We start from the raw sequence: 16,020 nt of genomic DNA on the forward strand, positions 1-16,020 counted from the left end.
ACCCGCGAAACAGGATTACGCTTTGTCACCCTCACTAGGGGTGCCTTGGGTGGGCGCATCATGCTCTTTCAACGAAGACAACATTTCAGTGCGTATATCCGCATAAGGCTGAGGCGGCCGCTGACGGCCATAATCGGGTACTGACGCATCCTCGTCGTCCTCAGCAGCAGGCTTATCAACGCGAGCATCAGGTGGGAAAGCATACGGGAACTGCCCAGTATCGCCGATCATACGCTCCACAACAGGCTTTTTAGATTCGCTACGAGCCGTAGACACCGCAAAAGTGCCAGTGCTCGTATCAGAGGTTGCCTCAACCAAATCAGCCAACATAATCTCTGCGTCTTCTACAACCTCAGCATTATTGCGGCGCACACCATGCAACAACCACTTCAACAATGCAAGCTCACTAGCCAACAATGCACGATCAATAAGATGCGGGTCTAACGCTTCCCCGCGGCGCATCTGATACGCCTCAAAAATAGTATCGATGCATTCCTCCGGGGCCCCAGCAATCAACCATGCAAGGTCATCCGCAGGATCACCAACTTGAGCAGCCGACCAATCCGTCACACCAGAAACCTGACCATGAGACATAATAATTGCCTCTTCAGAAAGATTATTGTGGGTAACAACTGGCTGGAAACGCCACAACGCAACATTCTCAAGTGCGTTTTCCCAACGCCGCAACAAATGGCTAGGAACCCGACCCGTACTTGCACCCTCATCAAGTTCAGCAAGCCTGCGCTCGCGGTACTGTTCGGCACTGTAGACAGGAAAACCTGCATCTTCGACGATGCGAGCTGGTAAGCAGTGAATAGCGCCAATCGCGCGACCAAGGCTAGCTGTAGCGCCAGGGCCAGGTGTTAACCGCAGAAGATCAAGAGGGTTGCCTGTAACTCGAGGGTGCACAACAGCACGCCCACCTTCTAAAAGTGGTGTGTACCCTGCCGGTCGTGGCACAACAAACGGTAAGGACCCTGAATCAACATACTGCGCTAAAACATGTAAAAGCGCTGTCTCGGCTTCAAGTGCTGCACCGGCAGCGGCGTCCAACGGCGCCCGCACCACCCATTGGCGTGCTTCACTATCCAAAATTAGAGCAGCATTGAACCCTTCCGGCGCAGAAGTGAACTTGGCCTGGTAAATGTCCAGTCCAGGAATAGCGACGGTTGCAAGGGCTGCAAGAGAAAGTTCAGAACGCTGCACACTTCAAGAGTAATAAGAAAGTTTGGTTCTGCTCGACAATTACGTGAAATAGCGGTGTTTTTGGGGAGATAAACGCACAGAAGAAAGTTCCATGTAAAGTCAAGAGCGATGGAATGGTTGAAACTTCCCCTAGCTCATGCGCCGTTAAACCGAAATGCAAACGTTCGAGGCGACGAAAAACTCGTCTCCACGCTGTTAACGCAACCGCACACTGCAATCATCGCAGTGTATGACCGTCACATAGCAATGCCTCAAAGCAGCGCATGGCAGGAACAACTAACGTGGCTCACCAGCGATGACGTGCCGCAGCATCTACGAGATCACGCAGACACTATCTGGGTGTACCTTGGCTTGCACAACGAAAAACACATGCTTGCCCTTGTTGTCCCCACGACTATAGAAGGACGAGACACCGACCAGTGGCGTGAACACTTCGAATGGGTGACGCTACGTGATCTCATCGAGCAAACAGATCACTCTGAAGCAGAAGCAGCAGTAAGCGCTGTCGCCCTAGCAAACTGGCATGCCACCAGCCTGTATTGCAGCCGATGTGGAGGATTCACTCGAATAATCGAAGCTGGGTGGAGCAGGCAGTGCGAAAACTGTATGACACAACATTTTCCACGCACTGACGCCGCAGTGATCATGGCAGTACTGGATGACCACGATCGGATTCTGCTTGGGAACTCCGCAAAATGGCCCTCAAACAGGTATTCGACTCTCGCCGGATTCGTTGAACCCGGCGAGAGTATCGAAGATGCGGTGCGCCGCGAAGTACATGAAGAAGCCGCAATACTTGTTGGCCAGGTAACCTATTTTGCGTCACAGCCGTGGCCTTTTCCCGCATCATTAATGCTCGGATTTTTTGCCCAAGCCCAGTCCACAGACATCACCGTAGACGAACACGAAATACGCCAAGCGCGCTGGTTCAGCAGAGAAGAATTACGTCAAGCAGTACACGACGGCGACGTTACGCTACCTGGACGGATATCAATCGCACGAGCACTCATCGAACATTGGCTTGCTGGCGGAGCATCACACAACGTTCAGACGTAACACTTCAACATACGCGGCAGTAGATTAGACCGTTGCAGAAGCAAGCATGCGTTCCTTAACAACAGCCAAAGACGGGTTTGTTGCACTCGTACCATCAGAGAACACAACGGTTGGGACGACACGGTTTCCACCGTTAACAGTCTCAACATACAGTGCAGACTCAGGTACCTGCTCAACGTTAATTTCCGTATACGAAATGGATTCGCGGTCAAGCTGATTCTTCAAGGTTCGGCAATATCCACACCACGTCGTTGAATACATCACGATTGAACCAGGCTGTGGAATGTGCGGAGAAAGGGACTGACCCACAATAAACTTCCTTTTCACGGAGGGGACGCTTGCCTTAGCGACAACACAAAGGCCACCCCACAGTATTCCCGCCCGTCCCACAACAGTAAAAGAAACCCTGCATTAAAAAATTATTGGCACTGCTGGAACAATAGAGACGATGTACGAAAACATACCTGCCCCAGATCAGATACTCGACGCACTCGACCCCGAACAGCGGGACGTTGCAACAGCCCTCACCGGGCCAGTGTGCGTACTTGCAGGAGCAGGTACTGGAAAAACCCGAGCGATCACACACCGCATTGCGTACGGTGTGCGCACTGGAACATACGTTCCCGCTTCTGTCTTAGCAGTCACTTTTACAGCACGTGCCGCAGGCGAAATGCGTACTCGACTACGTGACCTTGGTGTTGCTGGAGTCCAAGCACGCACTTTTCACGCCGCAGCGCTCAAACAACTCAGCTATTTTTGGCCAAAAGTTATAGGTGGCGCACCGCCTCGAATCATGGAGCATAAGGCTCAAGCCGTCACTGAAGCAGCACGCAGGCTTGGACTTGAAGTCGACCGCACCGCTATCCGTGACCTGTCCACCGAAGTGGAATGGGCAAAAGTTTCGATGATCACTCCAGACACGTATGAACAAGCAACACAAACGTTAGAACGTCCCGCACCCGCAGGGTTCGATCACCGCACAACCGCACGCCTACTCACCGCATACGAAGAAGTAAAAGAGCTGCGAAGTGTCATTGACTTTGAAGACGTGCTGCTCCTGCTCGGAGGAATGCTCCAAGACAACCGCGCGATGGCACAAGAAGTCAGAAATCAGTACCGTCGTTTCGTTGTCGACGAATACCAGGACGTCTCACCGCTGCAACAATTCGTGCTCGACCAGTGGCTTGGTGATCGTCGTGAAATATGTGTTGTAGGGGACCCCAGCCAAACAATCTACTCGTTCACCGGCGCAACCCCGTACCACCTCCTTAGCTTCAGCGAACGCTATAAAGACGCACAAACGATCCGCCTCGTCCGCGATTACAGGTCAACACCACAAATCGTTGAATTAGCGAATGATCTCCTTAAACGCGCACCTAAGAACACATCATTTCCAATCCTTGAGCTCATTTCACAAAAGCCCACGGGTAAAAAAGTCACACACACCACCTATTCCGACGATGCAGCAGAAGCCTCATCCATCGCGAGCCGGATTCGAAGAAAAATTGCGGCAGGAACAAAAGCACAAGACATTGCGATCTTGTACCGGACGAATGCACAGTCTCAAACATTCGAAAATGCGCTTGCAGATGCTGGCGTGAGTTATGTGGTGCGTGGGGGAGAGCGGTTCTTTGCCCGTAAAGATGTCCGGGATGCGTTAGTGCTGCTGCGCGGTGCGGTGCGTACAGCAGATGCTGCTGAGGCTTTAACGGATCAGGTTATTCACACATTAATGAATATGGGGTGGACCTTAAAGCCGCCGGCAGGACAGGGAGCTTCACGTGACCGGTGGGATGCGTTGAACTCACTTGTTGAACTTGCGCGAGAAGTAGAAGAAAAACACAATGCCACGCTCATCGAATTTATTGCAGATTTAGATGAGCGTGCCCGAAATCAGCATGCACCAACCATTGACGGCGTGACCTTGGCGTCGTTGCACGCCGCAAAAGGACTGGAATGGGATGTTGTATTTTTGGCAGGCTTAAGTGAAGGGCTGATGCCAATATCTTTGGCGGAAACTCAAGAAGCACAAGCCGAGGAACGACGCCTTCTCTATGTGGGTATTACTCGAGCGCGCAATGAATTGGAGATGTCTTATTCGATGTCCCGTTCTGGGAGTGCAACGTCGAGGCGATCAGTGTCGCGTTTCCTGCAAGGGAGCTGGCCTCACAATGGCCCAATCTAGGCAAAAAATTTTTGAAACCTGTGCGTAAAAAAACTTCTTTAAAAAAAGTCAATAAATAAGTTGCCTGTTCAATCGCCTAGGCAATAGTGTTGATCTTGTCCGAAAAAGCCAGCGAGAGCGCGCCCAATCGGTTCTTGTGCACACAACGAAAGTGTGTACGTAAAGAACGGTTTGAGTAAGTGATTGCCACGAGTTGAATGGGGGTGGAACCGCAATGAAGAAACAAGAAATGACACTGATGACTTTGTCATACCCCAAGGGACTTCTTCGAGAACGAAGCGGCAATCGAGTATTTAACTCCACCACCCACGTATTTCTCGAATCGGGGCCACTATCAGTGGACCAGCGGCTTTTTCACATCAACTCACAGGCCTATCACACACGTGATTAACCCATATGAGCTGTAACGCTCATAGTTGATTTAAACGCCGCGGAGTCCACAAGGGATCCGCGGTTTTGTTTTACCCAGTTATTTACCTACTGAGTACCAGCAGTCGCGCATCCCACTACATTAAGACAACTTAGAAACAACGGACAGTAGGGAACATTGTGCGAATCGCAGCAATGCTCGACAGTTTAGAAGCCCAAACCAGCCACTTAGGCGCCAGCTCTCACACAGGTAGGTCTAACATTTCTCCAACACTCACAACCCCAGTAGCCGACGCAGACGCAACCGTACATGCCCCAGCGAAACCACTCACACACGCTGAAGGTGCAGAATTTCAATCCCTCATTGAATCTCTTATCCCATGCCGAAACGGTGACCCAGAACTTTGGTTCGCTGAACAAGCAACGCAGGTTTCTCAAGCAAAAGCATTGTGCGCTCAATGCCCAATTGCCGCAGCATGTCTCGAAGGAGCCGTCGCACGTCAAGAACCATGGGGTGTATGGGGTGGCGAAATCATTGTTGATGGACAAGTCGTAGCGCAAAAACGTGGAAGAGGACGTCCACGCAAAGTCGAGTCAATCTCATGACAGGCACGACACGTTATATACGTGATGTAGGTGGGGGATTGGCCCTCAGGGATACACAACAGAATATTCGACGTATGGTCACGGCGCCGGCCGTAAAGCCGGCGCCGTGCCGCTTTTATACAGCAGCACACTGATTCTCAAAATTTTCAGAAATTGTTGTTTTTTCTGCTTGGCATAAGCACGTCGAATCAGCACTCCATAAAACCGACGTGGGTAATTGTCCAAATGAGTCAAAAAATACAATGCGCGAAGACGTAAACGGAATAAAACCATCAATGTATTGCAGCATCTGACCTGCAATAAATGCTCCAGCCATAGCGGCTGAAACCGTTGAAGCTGCTGCTGGAACTTCGTGTGTATCCGGAGAACAGAACGTCGCGACATCATCGTTCACACCATGTTCTGCAGTGGCCACGTGCACACAATTTAAACAGCCAGTAAGAGCTGGAATGATAAACGGCCCCACCCTCGTGGATGATGCACTCTCAACGGCCGTCATATGTGGAATATTCCCGGCCTGTAGGTGTGCTGCATGGTAAAGATCAGTTCCATACGCTCCTGCTAATAAAACTGCATCAACGGGAGTGTCAGTACTGCGTATGCGTACATTCGGCCAATTATGTTTAAACGCATGTGACACAGCTGCTTCACGAGTCGCAGCACCTTTAACTATGAAAGGTTCAGCACTCATATCTAATGTTTCTACTGGCCCTGGGTCGTCAAGCACAAAGTTTTCAATACCTGCACTGGCGAGAGCTGTAAGTGCATGAAAGCTTGTTCGTGAAATACCTCTAACTGCGACAACAGCAGCTTTTCGGCGAGAAATAACAGCAGGCCCGTCTAAACCACGAGCATTTAACGTAATAGATTCCACCGATGTGTGTGCATGTAACGTTCCTTTACGGAAAATCGGAGTTTTACGAGCGAATCCGTGCGTGTAGAGCGCTTTACTCAAAGGCTGAACACGGGCGAATAAATCCGGGTTTTCGTCGCATAGTTCTGTTTTTTGTTTCACTGAAGAATGAGTTAAAGAGCAAACCCACGCATGCTCGTCAGGAAGAAGTTCTTTAAAAAGAAGTGAACCGCGGGCACCATAAGAAATTTTTATGGTGCAGGAATCAACGATGTGTAAACGAACGCCAGGGTATAGGTGCATTGCACCAGAGTGGCAGGTTTTATGCGTGGAAAAGCGATATCCACAAGCAGCAAAAGCAAGAGGTGATCACGAAACAAGTGTTTTAAATATCACACTTTGAACATTTTTGGATATGGTTAAGTATGCCAACCTCAATTCTCGCGGATTGCCGGAACGTTGAGGTGCGACGAAGTCGACGAAGAAAGTCGACAGTAAGCGCCTATCGTGACGGGGACACAACGGTTGTGTCCATTCCGGACCGGTTCACCCGTGCCCAAGAACACGAGTGGGTTACTCGTATGCTGTCAAAGTTAGAAGAAAAAGAAGCAAAACGTAGGCCTTCAGACGACGAACTCCTGGCTCGAGCACTCGAGCTAAACACCCAATATTTAGACGGCAAAGCAATACCGACATCGGTGAAATGGGTCGATAATCAGGAACGCAGATGGGGCTCATGCACTATGCCTGAACGATCCATACGGCTTTCTACGCGTCTTAAAGGATTACCAAACTGGGTTATCGACTACGTACTTTTGCACGAACTTACACACATTTTGGTGCAAGGACACAACCCGGAGTTTTGGACATACCTTGAGGCCTATCCCAAAACGAATCGTGCTCGAGGGTTTCTTGAAGGTATAACATTCGCTCGCGAAGACACTAAAAACGCCTGATCATGGCGTACTAGTCACGATCAGGCGTTTTCGGTTAGGCGGATGGTTTATCTTCGTCATCCGGCCATTCGTCGTCGACTTCTAAAGTCCCAGCGCTGTCTCTGCGTTCGTTTTTCTTGTTGAGGTCTTCTGCGTCCGCTGTGCTAAAGATTTCTGCAAGTGCTGCATCTAAATCAGACATTTCGCTGTCTTGTGCTTCTTTGCGAGAAAAATATCCTGCAGGGTCGTCAAGGTCGAGCTCTGTAGGCAACAAATCGGGGTGTTCCCACACAGCATCACGAGCTTCCACGCCACGTTCCGCAGCGATTGTGGACCACAACAGAGCCGCATCACGTGAACGACGAGGACGAAGTTCAAGCCCAATGAGCGCAGAGAACGTTTGCTCTGCGGGGCCTCCTGCCGCACGACGACGACGGATCATTTCGCGTAACGGAATGGAACTAGGCAAATGTGCGATTGCGGCCTGCGCAACGACCTCTTCGACCCAGCCTTCAATGAGCGCAAGTGCTGTTTCAAGGCGAGCCAAGGTCGCTTTTTGTTCAGGTGTGGATTCAATACCAAAAACACCGCCACTTAATGCTTGCTGCAAGGCTTCAGTGTTTGTGGGATCGATGTCTCGCATGGACCCTTCAAGTGCGTCCATGTCGATGGTTATACCTCGCGCATATGCTGCTATAAGGCCATAGAGGTGTGACTTTAACCAAGGGACATGAGCGAAGAGCCGAGCATGTGCTGCTTCTCGTAGCGCTAGGAAAAGCCGAATTTCCTCGAGTGGTGTGTCGAGTCCTTCAGCAAATTCTTTAATATTTGCAGGCAGTAAGGCAGCTGTGTGATTTTCTGTAAGTGGAACACCTATGTCGGTTGTGCCAAAAACTTCTTTGGATAGCGTGCCCGCGGCCGTTCCTATTTGCATACCGAAGACGGCTGCACCGATTTGACGCATGATTTGGTTCGGATCAAAGCCTTCACCACCGTTGAATATTCCGCCTAGATTCGTGGGGAATCCTGGGAATCCAGATATTTCGAAAGCGATACGTTCATCAGATTGGGAACCGAAGTCTTCTGGCAGATTATTTTTAAGAATTTCACCCAGCGCGTGTGCTACCGAATCTGCGACAGGTTCAACTAGGGATTGCCATGCGGGAAGTGTTAACTCGACCCACTGTGCGCGGCTGAGGGCTTGTGTTTTAGCACCGCTGGGGGCTAATTCGGTTGCAGCGTCAAGCCACAGTTCAGCTACTGAAAGCGACTGTGTGATTTCGCGTTCTTCGATGGCCATAACGGTGGGGTCGCCACCTTGAGCAGCGACTTGACGTGCGACATCATGCGCTACGTCGACGTTTACCGCGCCGCCACTAGAATTAGTTAATAGTTGGCGTACTTGATCGAGAAGGGGCGCTAGAGCGGCCGGGTCTGTGGGGAAGCCAGCACCGTCTAAACTTGCAGGGTCAATCCCGCGAGCTTTGAGTTCTGCAATGGCGTTGTCTGCGTCATCGCCGAAAAGCGAACGCATGATCTCTTCCCACTGTGAAGGATTAGGGTCGCCCGGCGTGCCAGCGTTGCCCGGAGTATTTGTGCTCATAGAGTCTCCACAAGAGGTATCGCAGGGAAAGCCTGTCTATCTTTAACGGTAACGACTATTTCTGACCTTTGGGGGTCGAACACGGTGGCAAACATCGCAGTTCACTCAGAGCGCACCGGACGTGCACAAGAGCGGCCAGATTTTTTTGTGGTGGGTGATTCCCCCATGGCCCGTGGTGTCCGGGAACATCTTGGAGCACGACGTGTGTCAGATAAATCCAAGACCGCGCATCGGTTTGTTGGCGCTAGGGTTGTTGTTTCTGCCGCGCATTATTGCGATTTCGAATCGATATTTCGGCAAAAGCAGGAGCGTCGTCGTAACGATTTGGTGGAGCGGGCCGAGCAGCTTGTTGTAGATGCAGTTATCGGGCAAGTCGAACGCCTCATCATTATTTCTAGTGCGATGGTTAATGGGCAGCGCATTCAAGGTGACTTTATAGACGACGACGAAGAGTTATCACCCGTTATTGATGGTTTCGTTGGCGACATTACTGTCTTTGAGTTAGCGCTCGCTGCAGCTTTGGAACGTACCCCCGTCAAACAGCGCCCACAGGTGACGATATTGCGTCCAACTGCTGCTGCAGGAACCGCAATTGACACGCTTGTTACCCGGCATTTTGAAGCCCCCCGCATCCTGTTGATCAGAGGGATAGATAAGGGCTGGCAATTTGTTCATGTCTCGGACATTGCGCGAGCGGTAGTTACTTCCGTGGACCATGAACTTAATGGTGCTCTTGTGCTTGGTGCAACCCGTTTTGAGGGGGAGGACGCTATCCCTGATGAACTTTTTAAAGCCGACCTGTTGCGTATTACTGGAATGCGCGACATTGAACTGTCGGAGGAAGCTGCCTTTGCTACCGCGACACGGTTGCACAGAGTTGGTGTTTTGCCTGCGCCCGCATCCGACATGGAAACTGCAGTGTATCCATGGTCTGTGACCTCGCGGAGACTCTTGGAGGCTGGCTGGCGCCCCTCTGTTTCTTCAGAAGAGTGCTTAACGCAGTTAATGGAAGAAGTCCGCGGAAAATTTGGTGTAGGTGGCCGCAGGGTGGGGCATAAAGATGCAGCTGCGCTTGGTGCAGCTGGCGCAGCTGTAGCGTTGCTATCGACAGCGGCAATTTGGCGTCAATCGCGAGGAAAACGCTGAACGGGCAGGTTAACGACGTGGAACATGTGTGAAACTAGCAGTTGTCCCTTTCTCATTGTGGGTCGGTCTGAGACGTATGCTGACTGATTCAGGTCATTTTCAGGAACATCAGCCAGTATGAATCATGTGAAATCTCGTACGTCTAAACGTAGTGCCCAAAGCAAACGGTCAATGACTCTTGGCATATCTTCCATAGCCACGTTTCTTTTACTTGCAGGGTTAATGGTTATCCCTGCGCCGTACGTGGTGAAGTCACCTGGGCCTACAAAAAACACGTTAGGTAGTGCGAATTCGCAGGACTTGATCACTATTTCTGGTGCTCCAACGTATGACACCTCAGGTGAACTTCTTATTACTACAGTTGGGGTTGCTGGCGGTCCTGGATATCCGGTTAACTTTGCGCAAGTTATTCGTGGTTGGGTTGATTCCAGTAGCGCCGTCTATCCGGTGGAAACTGTGTACCCGCGTGACGTGTCGCAGGAACAGATCGATTCACAGAATAAAGCGTTGATGGTGAGCTCTCAGGAAAACGCTACGTATGCGGCTTTGCGAGAGCTGGGGTACACGATTCCTACCACGGTAAAGGTGGAGGAAGTCTTGGAGGAATCTCCAGCTCGTGGCGTTATCCAAGAAGATGACGTGTTAACAACGTTGAATGGATCTGCGATTACCGGGTATGACGATCTCGTCGATAGGCTAAACCAGATCACACCTGGCACGGATGTTTCGTTAGGGTATCGTCGCGATTCGCAAGACCAAGAGATGACTTTTACAACAATCCCAAATGCCGATGGGACAGGCTCTCGACTGGCAATTGCACTTGATTTGGAATTCGAATTTCCGATAGACGTGTCAATCGAAATTGATCGGATCGGTGGCCCAAGCGCTGGAACCATGTTTGCGCTTGGCATTTTGGACAAGCTCACTGAAGAAGACGAAGCAAACGGTCATATTATTGCTGGCACTGGCACGATGAATACGCGTGGTGAGGTTGGCGCTATTGGCGGCATTCAACAAAAACTGCACGGCGCTGTGCGTGACGGAGCTGGATACTTTCTAGCTCCTGAAAGCAACTGTGACGAGGTTGTTGGGAATGTTCCTGATGGGCTGCAAGTTGTTGCAGTTTCCACTTTAGAAGAGGCCTGGACTGCGGTTAAAGCAATTGGCGCAGGTAGTGCGGCTGATTTACCCGCCTGTCATGCGTAAGATACGACCGTAAACGACACGAGGGACGCACCATGGGTGCGTCCCTCGTGCTTTATCTGTTTTATCGCCTGCGAGGTTAGGGCTCTAGCGTGGAGCGCACCGCATCGATAAGACCTGGGACGAGATCTGGACCATGAGCGACTTCAGTGTCGCTGTCATTGCTTTTGGCCCGTATAGCGCACCACGACACTCCAGTTCGTAGCACTGCAACAGCCATGCGGACATCGTTACGTTCTGGGTGTGAAGTAACAAATTGGAGAGCTGCAGCTGGGTCGGTTGGGATTTCTGACTCTGCGGCGGGTGGAAGTACAACGCGTTCGGCGACGACTGCGCAGCCTGCTACGACATGCGGCCAAGCTATAGTGCCGAGGAGTTCTTCCAGGGACTCCACGTTTGGTAGTTCTTCTTGTTCTACCGATGTGAGGTGATGCTCGTCTGTGAGCGCGAGTTGCACGGTCGCTGGAGGTAGCTGCTCAGCAAGATCAGGATCGGAATTGAGCGCGGATTGGGTGTTAATGAGGGCGAAGACCCGTACAGGGCCGTCCCACCCGCCGCGGGATACGTGTCGTTCAATTTCGGATACTGCGTCTGCGAGTGACCGTTGCTCTGGCGTGAGGTCTTGTGCTAGAGGGCGTGACATGATTTAAGAATCGCACGTTTTTGGTTGACTCATCTCCACATTTTCCTTAGCCGTGTGTGAAAGAAGTGTGGGAACCTTGAAGTGTAGTGATTCGTTAGATTGAGCAAAATGGTGTCGTTCCATATTCGGGTCGGCACAAAACCGAATTGTGGTACTGCCACAATCACAACCAGAGCGAGGATATTCCGCCGTGTCTTTTGCCGCGCAACCGCGCAGACCAGCGCCGAAGCCGTCCACAGGCCGACGAGGGCCCAGTCCGTTAGCAATCACAATTTTTGCTGTAGCCGTTCTTTTGGGTGTGGTGATATTAGCTGCACGTTTTTGGACGGAAATTTTGTGGTTCCAACAAGTCGGCTTTCAAGAAGTCCTTTTCACTGAGTGGGGGACACGTGCTGTTCTCTTCTTGATCGCGTTTGTCGTGATGGGGGCAGCCGTATATGTCAATCTTCAGATTGCGTATAAAAAGCGGCCAATTTATGCCCCTTCCACTCCAGAGCAAGCTACGTTAGACCAGTATCGTGAGGCGATTGAGCCGCTGCGGCAGGTCGTTGTTGTAGGTATTCCTCTGGTTGTTGGTTTTTTTGCGGGGCTTGCGGCGCAAGCTCAATGGGATATCGTCCAATTGTGGATGAATTCGGTTCCGTTTAACCAAAAAGACCCACAGTTTAATTTGGATTATTCGTTCTACGTGTTCACGCTCCCTGTTTTGCATTTTGTTGTGAACTTTTTGATCGGTGCAATCGTTATTTCTGTGATTGGTGCGCTGGTTACACACTATTTGTACGGTGGTATAACTATCGGCCAAAACGGTAGGAAGACGAGTGTCAGTAAGGCCGCTCGAATCCAGCTTTCTGTGCTTGCGGCTACCGGTATGCTCGTGCTTGCCGTGAACTTTCTGCTTGACCGTTATTCTCTGTTGCTGAAATCTGGTTCAAAGTTTGATGGTGCGGGATACGCTGATGTAACTGCAGTAATGCCTGCAAAAGCTATTCTTGCTGGTGTTGCCGTTTTTGTTGCTGTGATGTTTGTGATCACGGCGGTTAAGGGCAACTGGAAGCTCCTGCTATTGGTGTTGCGCTTATGGCTTTGTCTGCGATTTTAATTGGGACGGCCTATCCGAGGTTTGTGCAGTGGACTCAGGTGAACCCAAACGCGCAACAATTGGAAGCACCGTATATTCAACGCAATATTGATGCGACTCGTATGGCGTTTGACCTTGAAGACATTGAGGTTCAAAAGTACAACGCAAAAACGACAGCAGAAGCGAATGCGCTGCGTGAAGACGCTGAGACAACTGCGTCTATTCGTTTGCTTGACCCGAACATTGTTCCGCCTTCGTTTAGGCAGTTGCAGCAAAACCGTGGATACTACAACTTCTCAGACACTCTTTCGGTAGACCGCTACACGATTGATGGTGAGAGCCGTGACACGGTTATTGCGGTTCGTGAACTTGATTTGAAGGGCTTGAATGCCGACCAGAAGAACTGGGTCAACGAACACACCGTATATACCCACGGGTATGGTGTGGTTGCTGCATACGGTAACCAGATCGGTGAAGATGGACGTCCTGCGTTCTATGAGGGCGGTATCCCTTCTGTTGGTGCACTGACAGAGTTGAGCCCTGAGGGGTATGAACCTCGTATTTACTTCAGCCCTAAAGCCCCTACGTATTCAATTGTGGGTTCGCCGGAAGGAACTGAACCACGCGAGCTCGATTACCCAACGGATGAGGGTAGCGGACAGGTTTACACCAAGTTCCCAACAGACAAGGTGAACGTTGGTCCAAGCCTTGGTAATTTCTGGAACCAGTTGTTGTATTCGATCAAGTTCCAGTCTGAACAGATCGTCTTTTCAAAGCTTGTTAATGAAGAGTCACAGATCATTTATGTTCGAGACCCCGCAGAGCGCGTACAGAAAGTTGCGCCGTTCTTAACTCTCGACAACCGCGTCTATCCTGCTGTCGTTGACGGTCGTGTGAAGTGGATTCTTGACGGATACACCACCTCGAACAACATGCCATATTCGACATCGAAGGCGTTGGATGAAGCCACCGCAACTGTCGCTGGGCTTAACGGCCAACAAATTCAGTCATTGTTGCCGCAAGAAGTGAATTACATCCGTAACTCTGTAAAGGCAACGGTTGACGCCTACGACGGAACAGTGACGCTGTATGCGTGGGATAACGAAGATCCTGTTTTGCAGGCATGGCAGAAGGTATTTCCGGCTGTAGTTAAACCAATCGATGAGATTAGTTCGGATCTCATGAGCCACATGCGTTACCCCGAAGACCTCTTTAAGGTACAGCGCACTTTGCTTACGCAATATCACGTTGATACCGCTGCAGAGTTCTTCTCTGGTCAAGATTTCTGGCGCAACCCGGCAGATCCAACTGCAAGCGGAAAAAACGCTCCGAATCAGCCGCCGTACTACCAGACACTTCAAATGCCTGGACAAGAAGACCCTGTCTTCTCTCTGTCTACCTCATTTATCGCTGGTGGTTCCGGTGACCGTAACGTGTTGACTGGATACTTGGCTGTGAACTCTGAAGCTGGTGATACGGCCGGTAAACCACATGAGGATTATGGCAAGTTGAGGCTGTTAGAGCTGCCACGTGGTTCTACGATTCCAGGTCCTGGTCAGGTACAAAATAACTTCACCTCTGATACTTTTATTGCGCCGCAACTTGGTTTGTTGAAGAACAACCAACAAGCGACAGTTATTAATGGAAACTTGTTGACGCTCCCGGTCGGTGGCGGTTTGTTGTATGTGCAACCGGTATACGCTCAGGCTTCTTCAGGTACTCAGTTCCCGCTATTGCGAAAAGTCCTTGTTTCTTTTGGTGACAAGGTACAGATAGCAAACACGCTTGATGAAGCGCTCGATAAGGTATTCGACGGTGATTCTGGTGCTAACGCAGGTGATGCTTCGGTAACCGATGAAGGAATTCCGGTTGATGAAGTTCCAACTGGTGAAGATGGAAGCGGCGCAACGCCAACCCCGACGCCAACCCCAACGACTGATCCTACGTCGGAACCTACCCAAACTACTGAGCCAACTCCAACCCCATCGGAGCCGAATTCTAGTGCTTTGGACGCTGCTTTGCAGGACGCAAAGAAAGCAATGGAAGATTCTAGTGCTGCACTGCAAAAGGGCGATTTTGCTGCCTATGGTGAAGCTCAAGAGCGGTTACAGAAAGCTGTAGAAGCTGCGATAGCGGCGGAAGAAGCAATGAAGTAGCGAGTTCAATGTAGTGCGGGAGCAGACGGTTTTTGTCTGCTCCCGCACGTTTATGTGGCGCTCTTCACCACAACCGATTTTTTACCGTCTTATCAACGATTACGCATGCTTTGAGATGCCAGTCACACGTGTGCTGTGAGAAAGTGTCGTATGCTTGAGGAGCCGACGCGGGGTGGAGCAGCTCGGTAGCTCGCCGGGCTCATAACCCGGAGGTCGCAGGTTCAAATCCTGTCCCCGCTACTACATGTAAGGGTCTTTAACTAGGTTTCTAGTTAAGGGCCCTTTTTCATGCCCATTTTCGGCTTGGTATTACGATGTTGCGTTGTGTTTCGTTGCTGTTTGCAAGAGAGGCACGATCACGTTGTCTACGAGGGCTTCAATATCGGGTTGTTGTCCTGCTCCGTACACAAAGAGCATGTCGTGACGTAATAGCGCGACTATTGTGGCGATGACTATGGGCGGCACGGGTGTGTCGCCTAATTCTCCTGCGGTGCGAGCCCTGTTGAGGATGTCGGTGAGCCATTCTTCAAAATGTGAGAGCACGAGTGTTGCCACACGGGTAATGGTTTCGTTGTCTACTTCTCCGAGCACACCTCTAAATGTGGCTACTCCTGTGGGTCCCATGCGTTCCATGACTCCGTGCATGAGTTGTATCAAATCTTCACGCAGGGGTCCTTGGAACTGTGCCGGCGCGCTACCGAGGCGTGAGGTGACGAGTGCGTCAATAACCATGTCTGAGCGCGCAGAAAACCGTCGGTAGAGAGCGGTTTTGCTTGTGCCTGCTCGGCGTGCGACTCCCTCGAAGGTGACGCCTTGGTATGTGCGCTCGTGGAGTTCTTCTAGCACTGCCTTGCGAATAGCTTCAAGCAACTCGTGTGCATTGCGACGTTTCCCTGAGGCTTCGGCCATTATGCGTCTTTCTTGTTGCGTGTTGCGTGCTTCGGTTGACACCATACCACCCTAATAAGATACGGTACG

At 50.9% G+C, this 16,020-nt stretch carries 12 protein-coding genes, 1 tRNA gene and 1 pseudogene; 8 read left to right on the top strand and 6 right to left on the bottom strand.

The window, feature by feature from the left end; genetic code table 11:
* Positions 1-15: 15 nt before the first annotated feature.
* Positions 16-1,206: a phosphotransferase gene (locus ACR9EC_RS00185; protein WP_435299512.1), complete on the bottom strand. Its 1,191-nt coding sequence runs from the start codon at positions 1,204-1,206 to the stop codon at positions 16-18.
* Between the two features lie 108 nt (positions 1,207-1,314).
* Between ACR9EC_RS00185 and nudC the strand changes: the two genes are divergently transcribed.
* On the top strand, positions 1,315-2,262 hold the full coding sequence (gene nudC, locus ACR9EC_RS00190) for an NAD(+) diphosphatase (RefSeq protein WP_435299513.1): 948 nt from the start codon (positions 1,315-1,317) through the stop codon (positions 2,260-2,262).
* Positions 2,263-2,286: 24 nt separating this feature from the next.
* Here the strand turns inward: nudC and ACR9EC_RS00195 are convergent, their stop codons facing one another.
* Positions 2,287-2,571, bottom strand: a complete 285-nt coding sequence (locus ACR9EC_RS00195) for a mycoredoxin (protein WP_435299514.1) — start codon at positions 2,569-2,571, stop codon at positions 2,287-2,289.
* Between the two features lie 139 nt (positions 2,572-2,710).
* Here ACR9EC_RS00195 and ACR9EC_RS00200 point away from each other — a divergent pair, with 139 nt between their 5' ends.
* Both ACR9EC_RS00200 and ACR9EC_RS00205 read left to right on the top strand, forming a co-directional pair.
* Positions 2,711-4,447, top strand: coding sequence for an ATP-dependent helicase (locus ACR9EC_RS00200; protein WP_435299515.1), 1,737 nt, complete (start codon positions 2,711-2,713; stop codon positions 4,445-4,447).
* A gap of 549 nt (positions 4,448-4,996) precedes the next feature.
* A complete protein-coding gene (locus ACR9EC_RS00205; RefSeq protein WP_435299516.1) occupies positions 4,997-5,422 on the top strand; it encodes a WhiB family transcriptional regulator in 426 nt (141 codons plus the stop codon).
* A gap of 115 nt (positions 5,423-5,537) precedes the next feature.
* Here ACR9EC_RS00205 and ACR9EC_RS00210 read toward each other — a convergent pair whose 3' ends face one another.
* Entirely contained in the window at positions 5,538-6,578 is a 1,041-nt protein-coding gene (locus ACR9EC_RS00210) for a hypothetical protein (RefSeq protein ID WP_435299517.1), read from the bottom strand.
* Positions 6,579-6,802: 224 nt separating this feature from the next.
* Here ACR9EC_RS00210 and ACR9EC_RS00215 point away from each other — a divergent pair, with 224 nt between their 5' ends.
* Positions 6,803-7,231 carry a M48 metallopeptidase family protein gene (locus ACR9EC_RS00215; RefSeq protein WP_435299518.1) on the top strand — a complete coding sequence of 143 codons (429 nt, stop codon included), beginning with the start codon at positions 6,803-6,805 and terminating at the stop codon, positions 7,229-7,231.
* A 34-nt stretch (positions 7,232-7,265) separates the two neighbouring features.
* Here the strand turns inward: ACR9EC_RS00215 and ACR9EC_RS00220 are convergent, their stop codons facing one another.
* Entirely contained in the window at positions 7,266-8,813 is a 1,548-nt protein-coding gene (locus tag ACR9EC_RS00220; protein WP_435299519.1) for a zinc-dependent metalloprotease, read from the bottom strand.
* 84 nt (positions 8,814-8,897) lie between these two features.
* Here ACR9EC_RS00220 and ACR9EC_RS00225 point away from each other — a divergent pair, with 84 nt between their 5' ends.
* A complete protein-coding gene (locus ACR9EC_RS00225) occupies positions 8,898-9,959 on the top strand; it encodes a nucleoside-diphosphate sugar epimerase (protein WP_435299520.1) in 1,062 nt (353 codons plus the stop codon).
* A 117-nt stretch (positions 9,960-10,076) separates the two neighbouring features.
* Positions 10,077-11,165 carry a YlbL family protein gene (locus ACR9EC_RS00230; protein ID WP_435299521.1) on the top strand — a complete coding sequence of 363 codons (1,089 nt, stop codon included), beginning with the start codon at positions 10,077-10,079 and terminating at the stop codon, positions 11,163-11,165.
* Positions 11,166-11,241: 76 nt separating this feature from the next.
* Here the strand turns inward: ACR9EC_RS00230 and ACR9EC_RS00235 are convergent, their stop codons facing one another.
* A complete protein-coding gene (locus ACR9EC_RS00235) occupies positions 11,242-11,805 on the bottom strand; it encodes a PPA1309 family protein (protein WP_435299522.1) in 564 nt (187 codons plus the stop codon).
* A 301-nt stretch (positions 11,806-12,106) separates the two neighbouring features.
* Between ACR9EC_RS00235 and ACR9EC_RS00240 the strand changes: the two are divergent.
* Both ACR9EC_RS00240 and ACR9EC_RS00245 read left to right on the top strand, forming a co-directional pair.
* Positions 12,107-15,042, top strand: a pseudogene (locus tag ACR9EC_RS00240) (UPF0182 family membrane protein).
* A 166-nt stretch (positions 15,043-15,208) separates the two neighbouring features.
* A tRNA-Met gene (locus ACR9EC_RS00245) sits at positions 15,209-15,282 on the top strand.
* A gap of 69 nt (positions 15,283-15,351) precedes the next feature.
* On the opposite strand, the gene ACR9EC_RS00250 is transcribed toward ACR9EC_RS00245, so the two are convergent.
* Entirely contained in the window at positions 15,352-15,996 is a 645-nt protein-coding gene (locus tag ACR9EC_RS00250; protein ID WP_435299523.1) for a TetR/AcrR family transcriptional regulator, read from the bottom strand.
* Between the last annotated feature and the right edge of the window lie 24 nt (positions 15,997-16,020).

Source organism: Timonella sp. A28 (genome assembly GCF_051200815.1).
Classification (GTDB): Bacteria; Actinomycetota; Actinomycetes; order Actinomycetales; family Cellulomonadaceae; genus Timonella.

Excerpts from the sequence above, each read along its gene's own strand:
- ACR9EC_RS00235 (WP_435299522.1), bottom strand. The coding sequence starts at position 11,805 with ATGTCACGCCCTCTAGCACAAGACCTCACGCCAGAGCAACGGTCACTC.
- ACR9EC_RS00230 (WP_435299521.1), top strand. The coding sequence starts at position 10,077 with ATGAATCATGTGAAATCTCGTACGTCTAAACGTAGTGCCCAAAGCAAA.
- ACR9EC_RS00220 (WP_435299519.1), bottom strand. The coding sequence starts at position 8,813 with ATGAGCACAAATACTCCGGGCAACGCTGGCACGCCGGGCGACCCTAAT.
- ACR9EC_RS00210 (WP_435299517.1), bottom strand. The coding sequence starts at position 6,578 with ATGCACCTATACCCTGGCGTTCGTTTACACATCGTTGATTCCTGCACC.
- ACR9EC_RS00200 (WP_435299515.1), top strand. The coding sequence starts at position 2,711 with ATGTACGAAAACATACCTGCCCCAGATCAGATACTCGACGCACTCGAC.
- nudC (WP_435299513.1), top strand. The coding sequence starts at position 1,315 with ATGGAATGGTTGAAACTTCCCCTAGCTCATGCGCCGTTAAACCGAAAT.
- ACR9EC_RS00250 (WP_435299523.1), bottom strand. The coding sequence starts at position 15,996 with ATGGTGTCAACCGAAGCACGCAACACGCAACAAGAAAGACGCATAATG.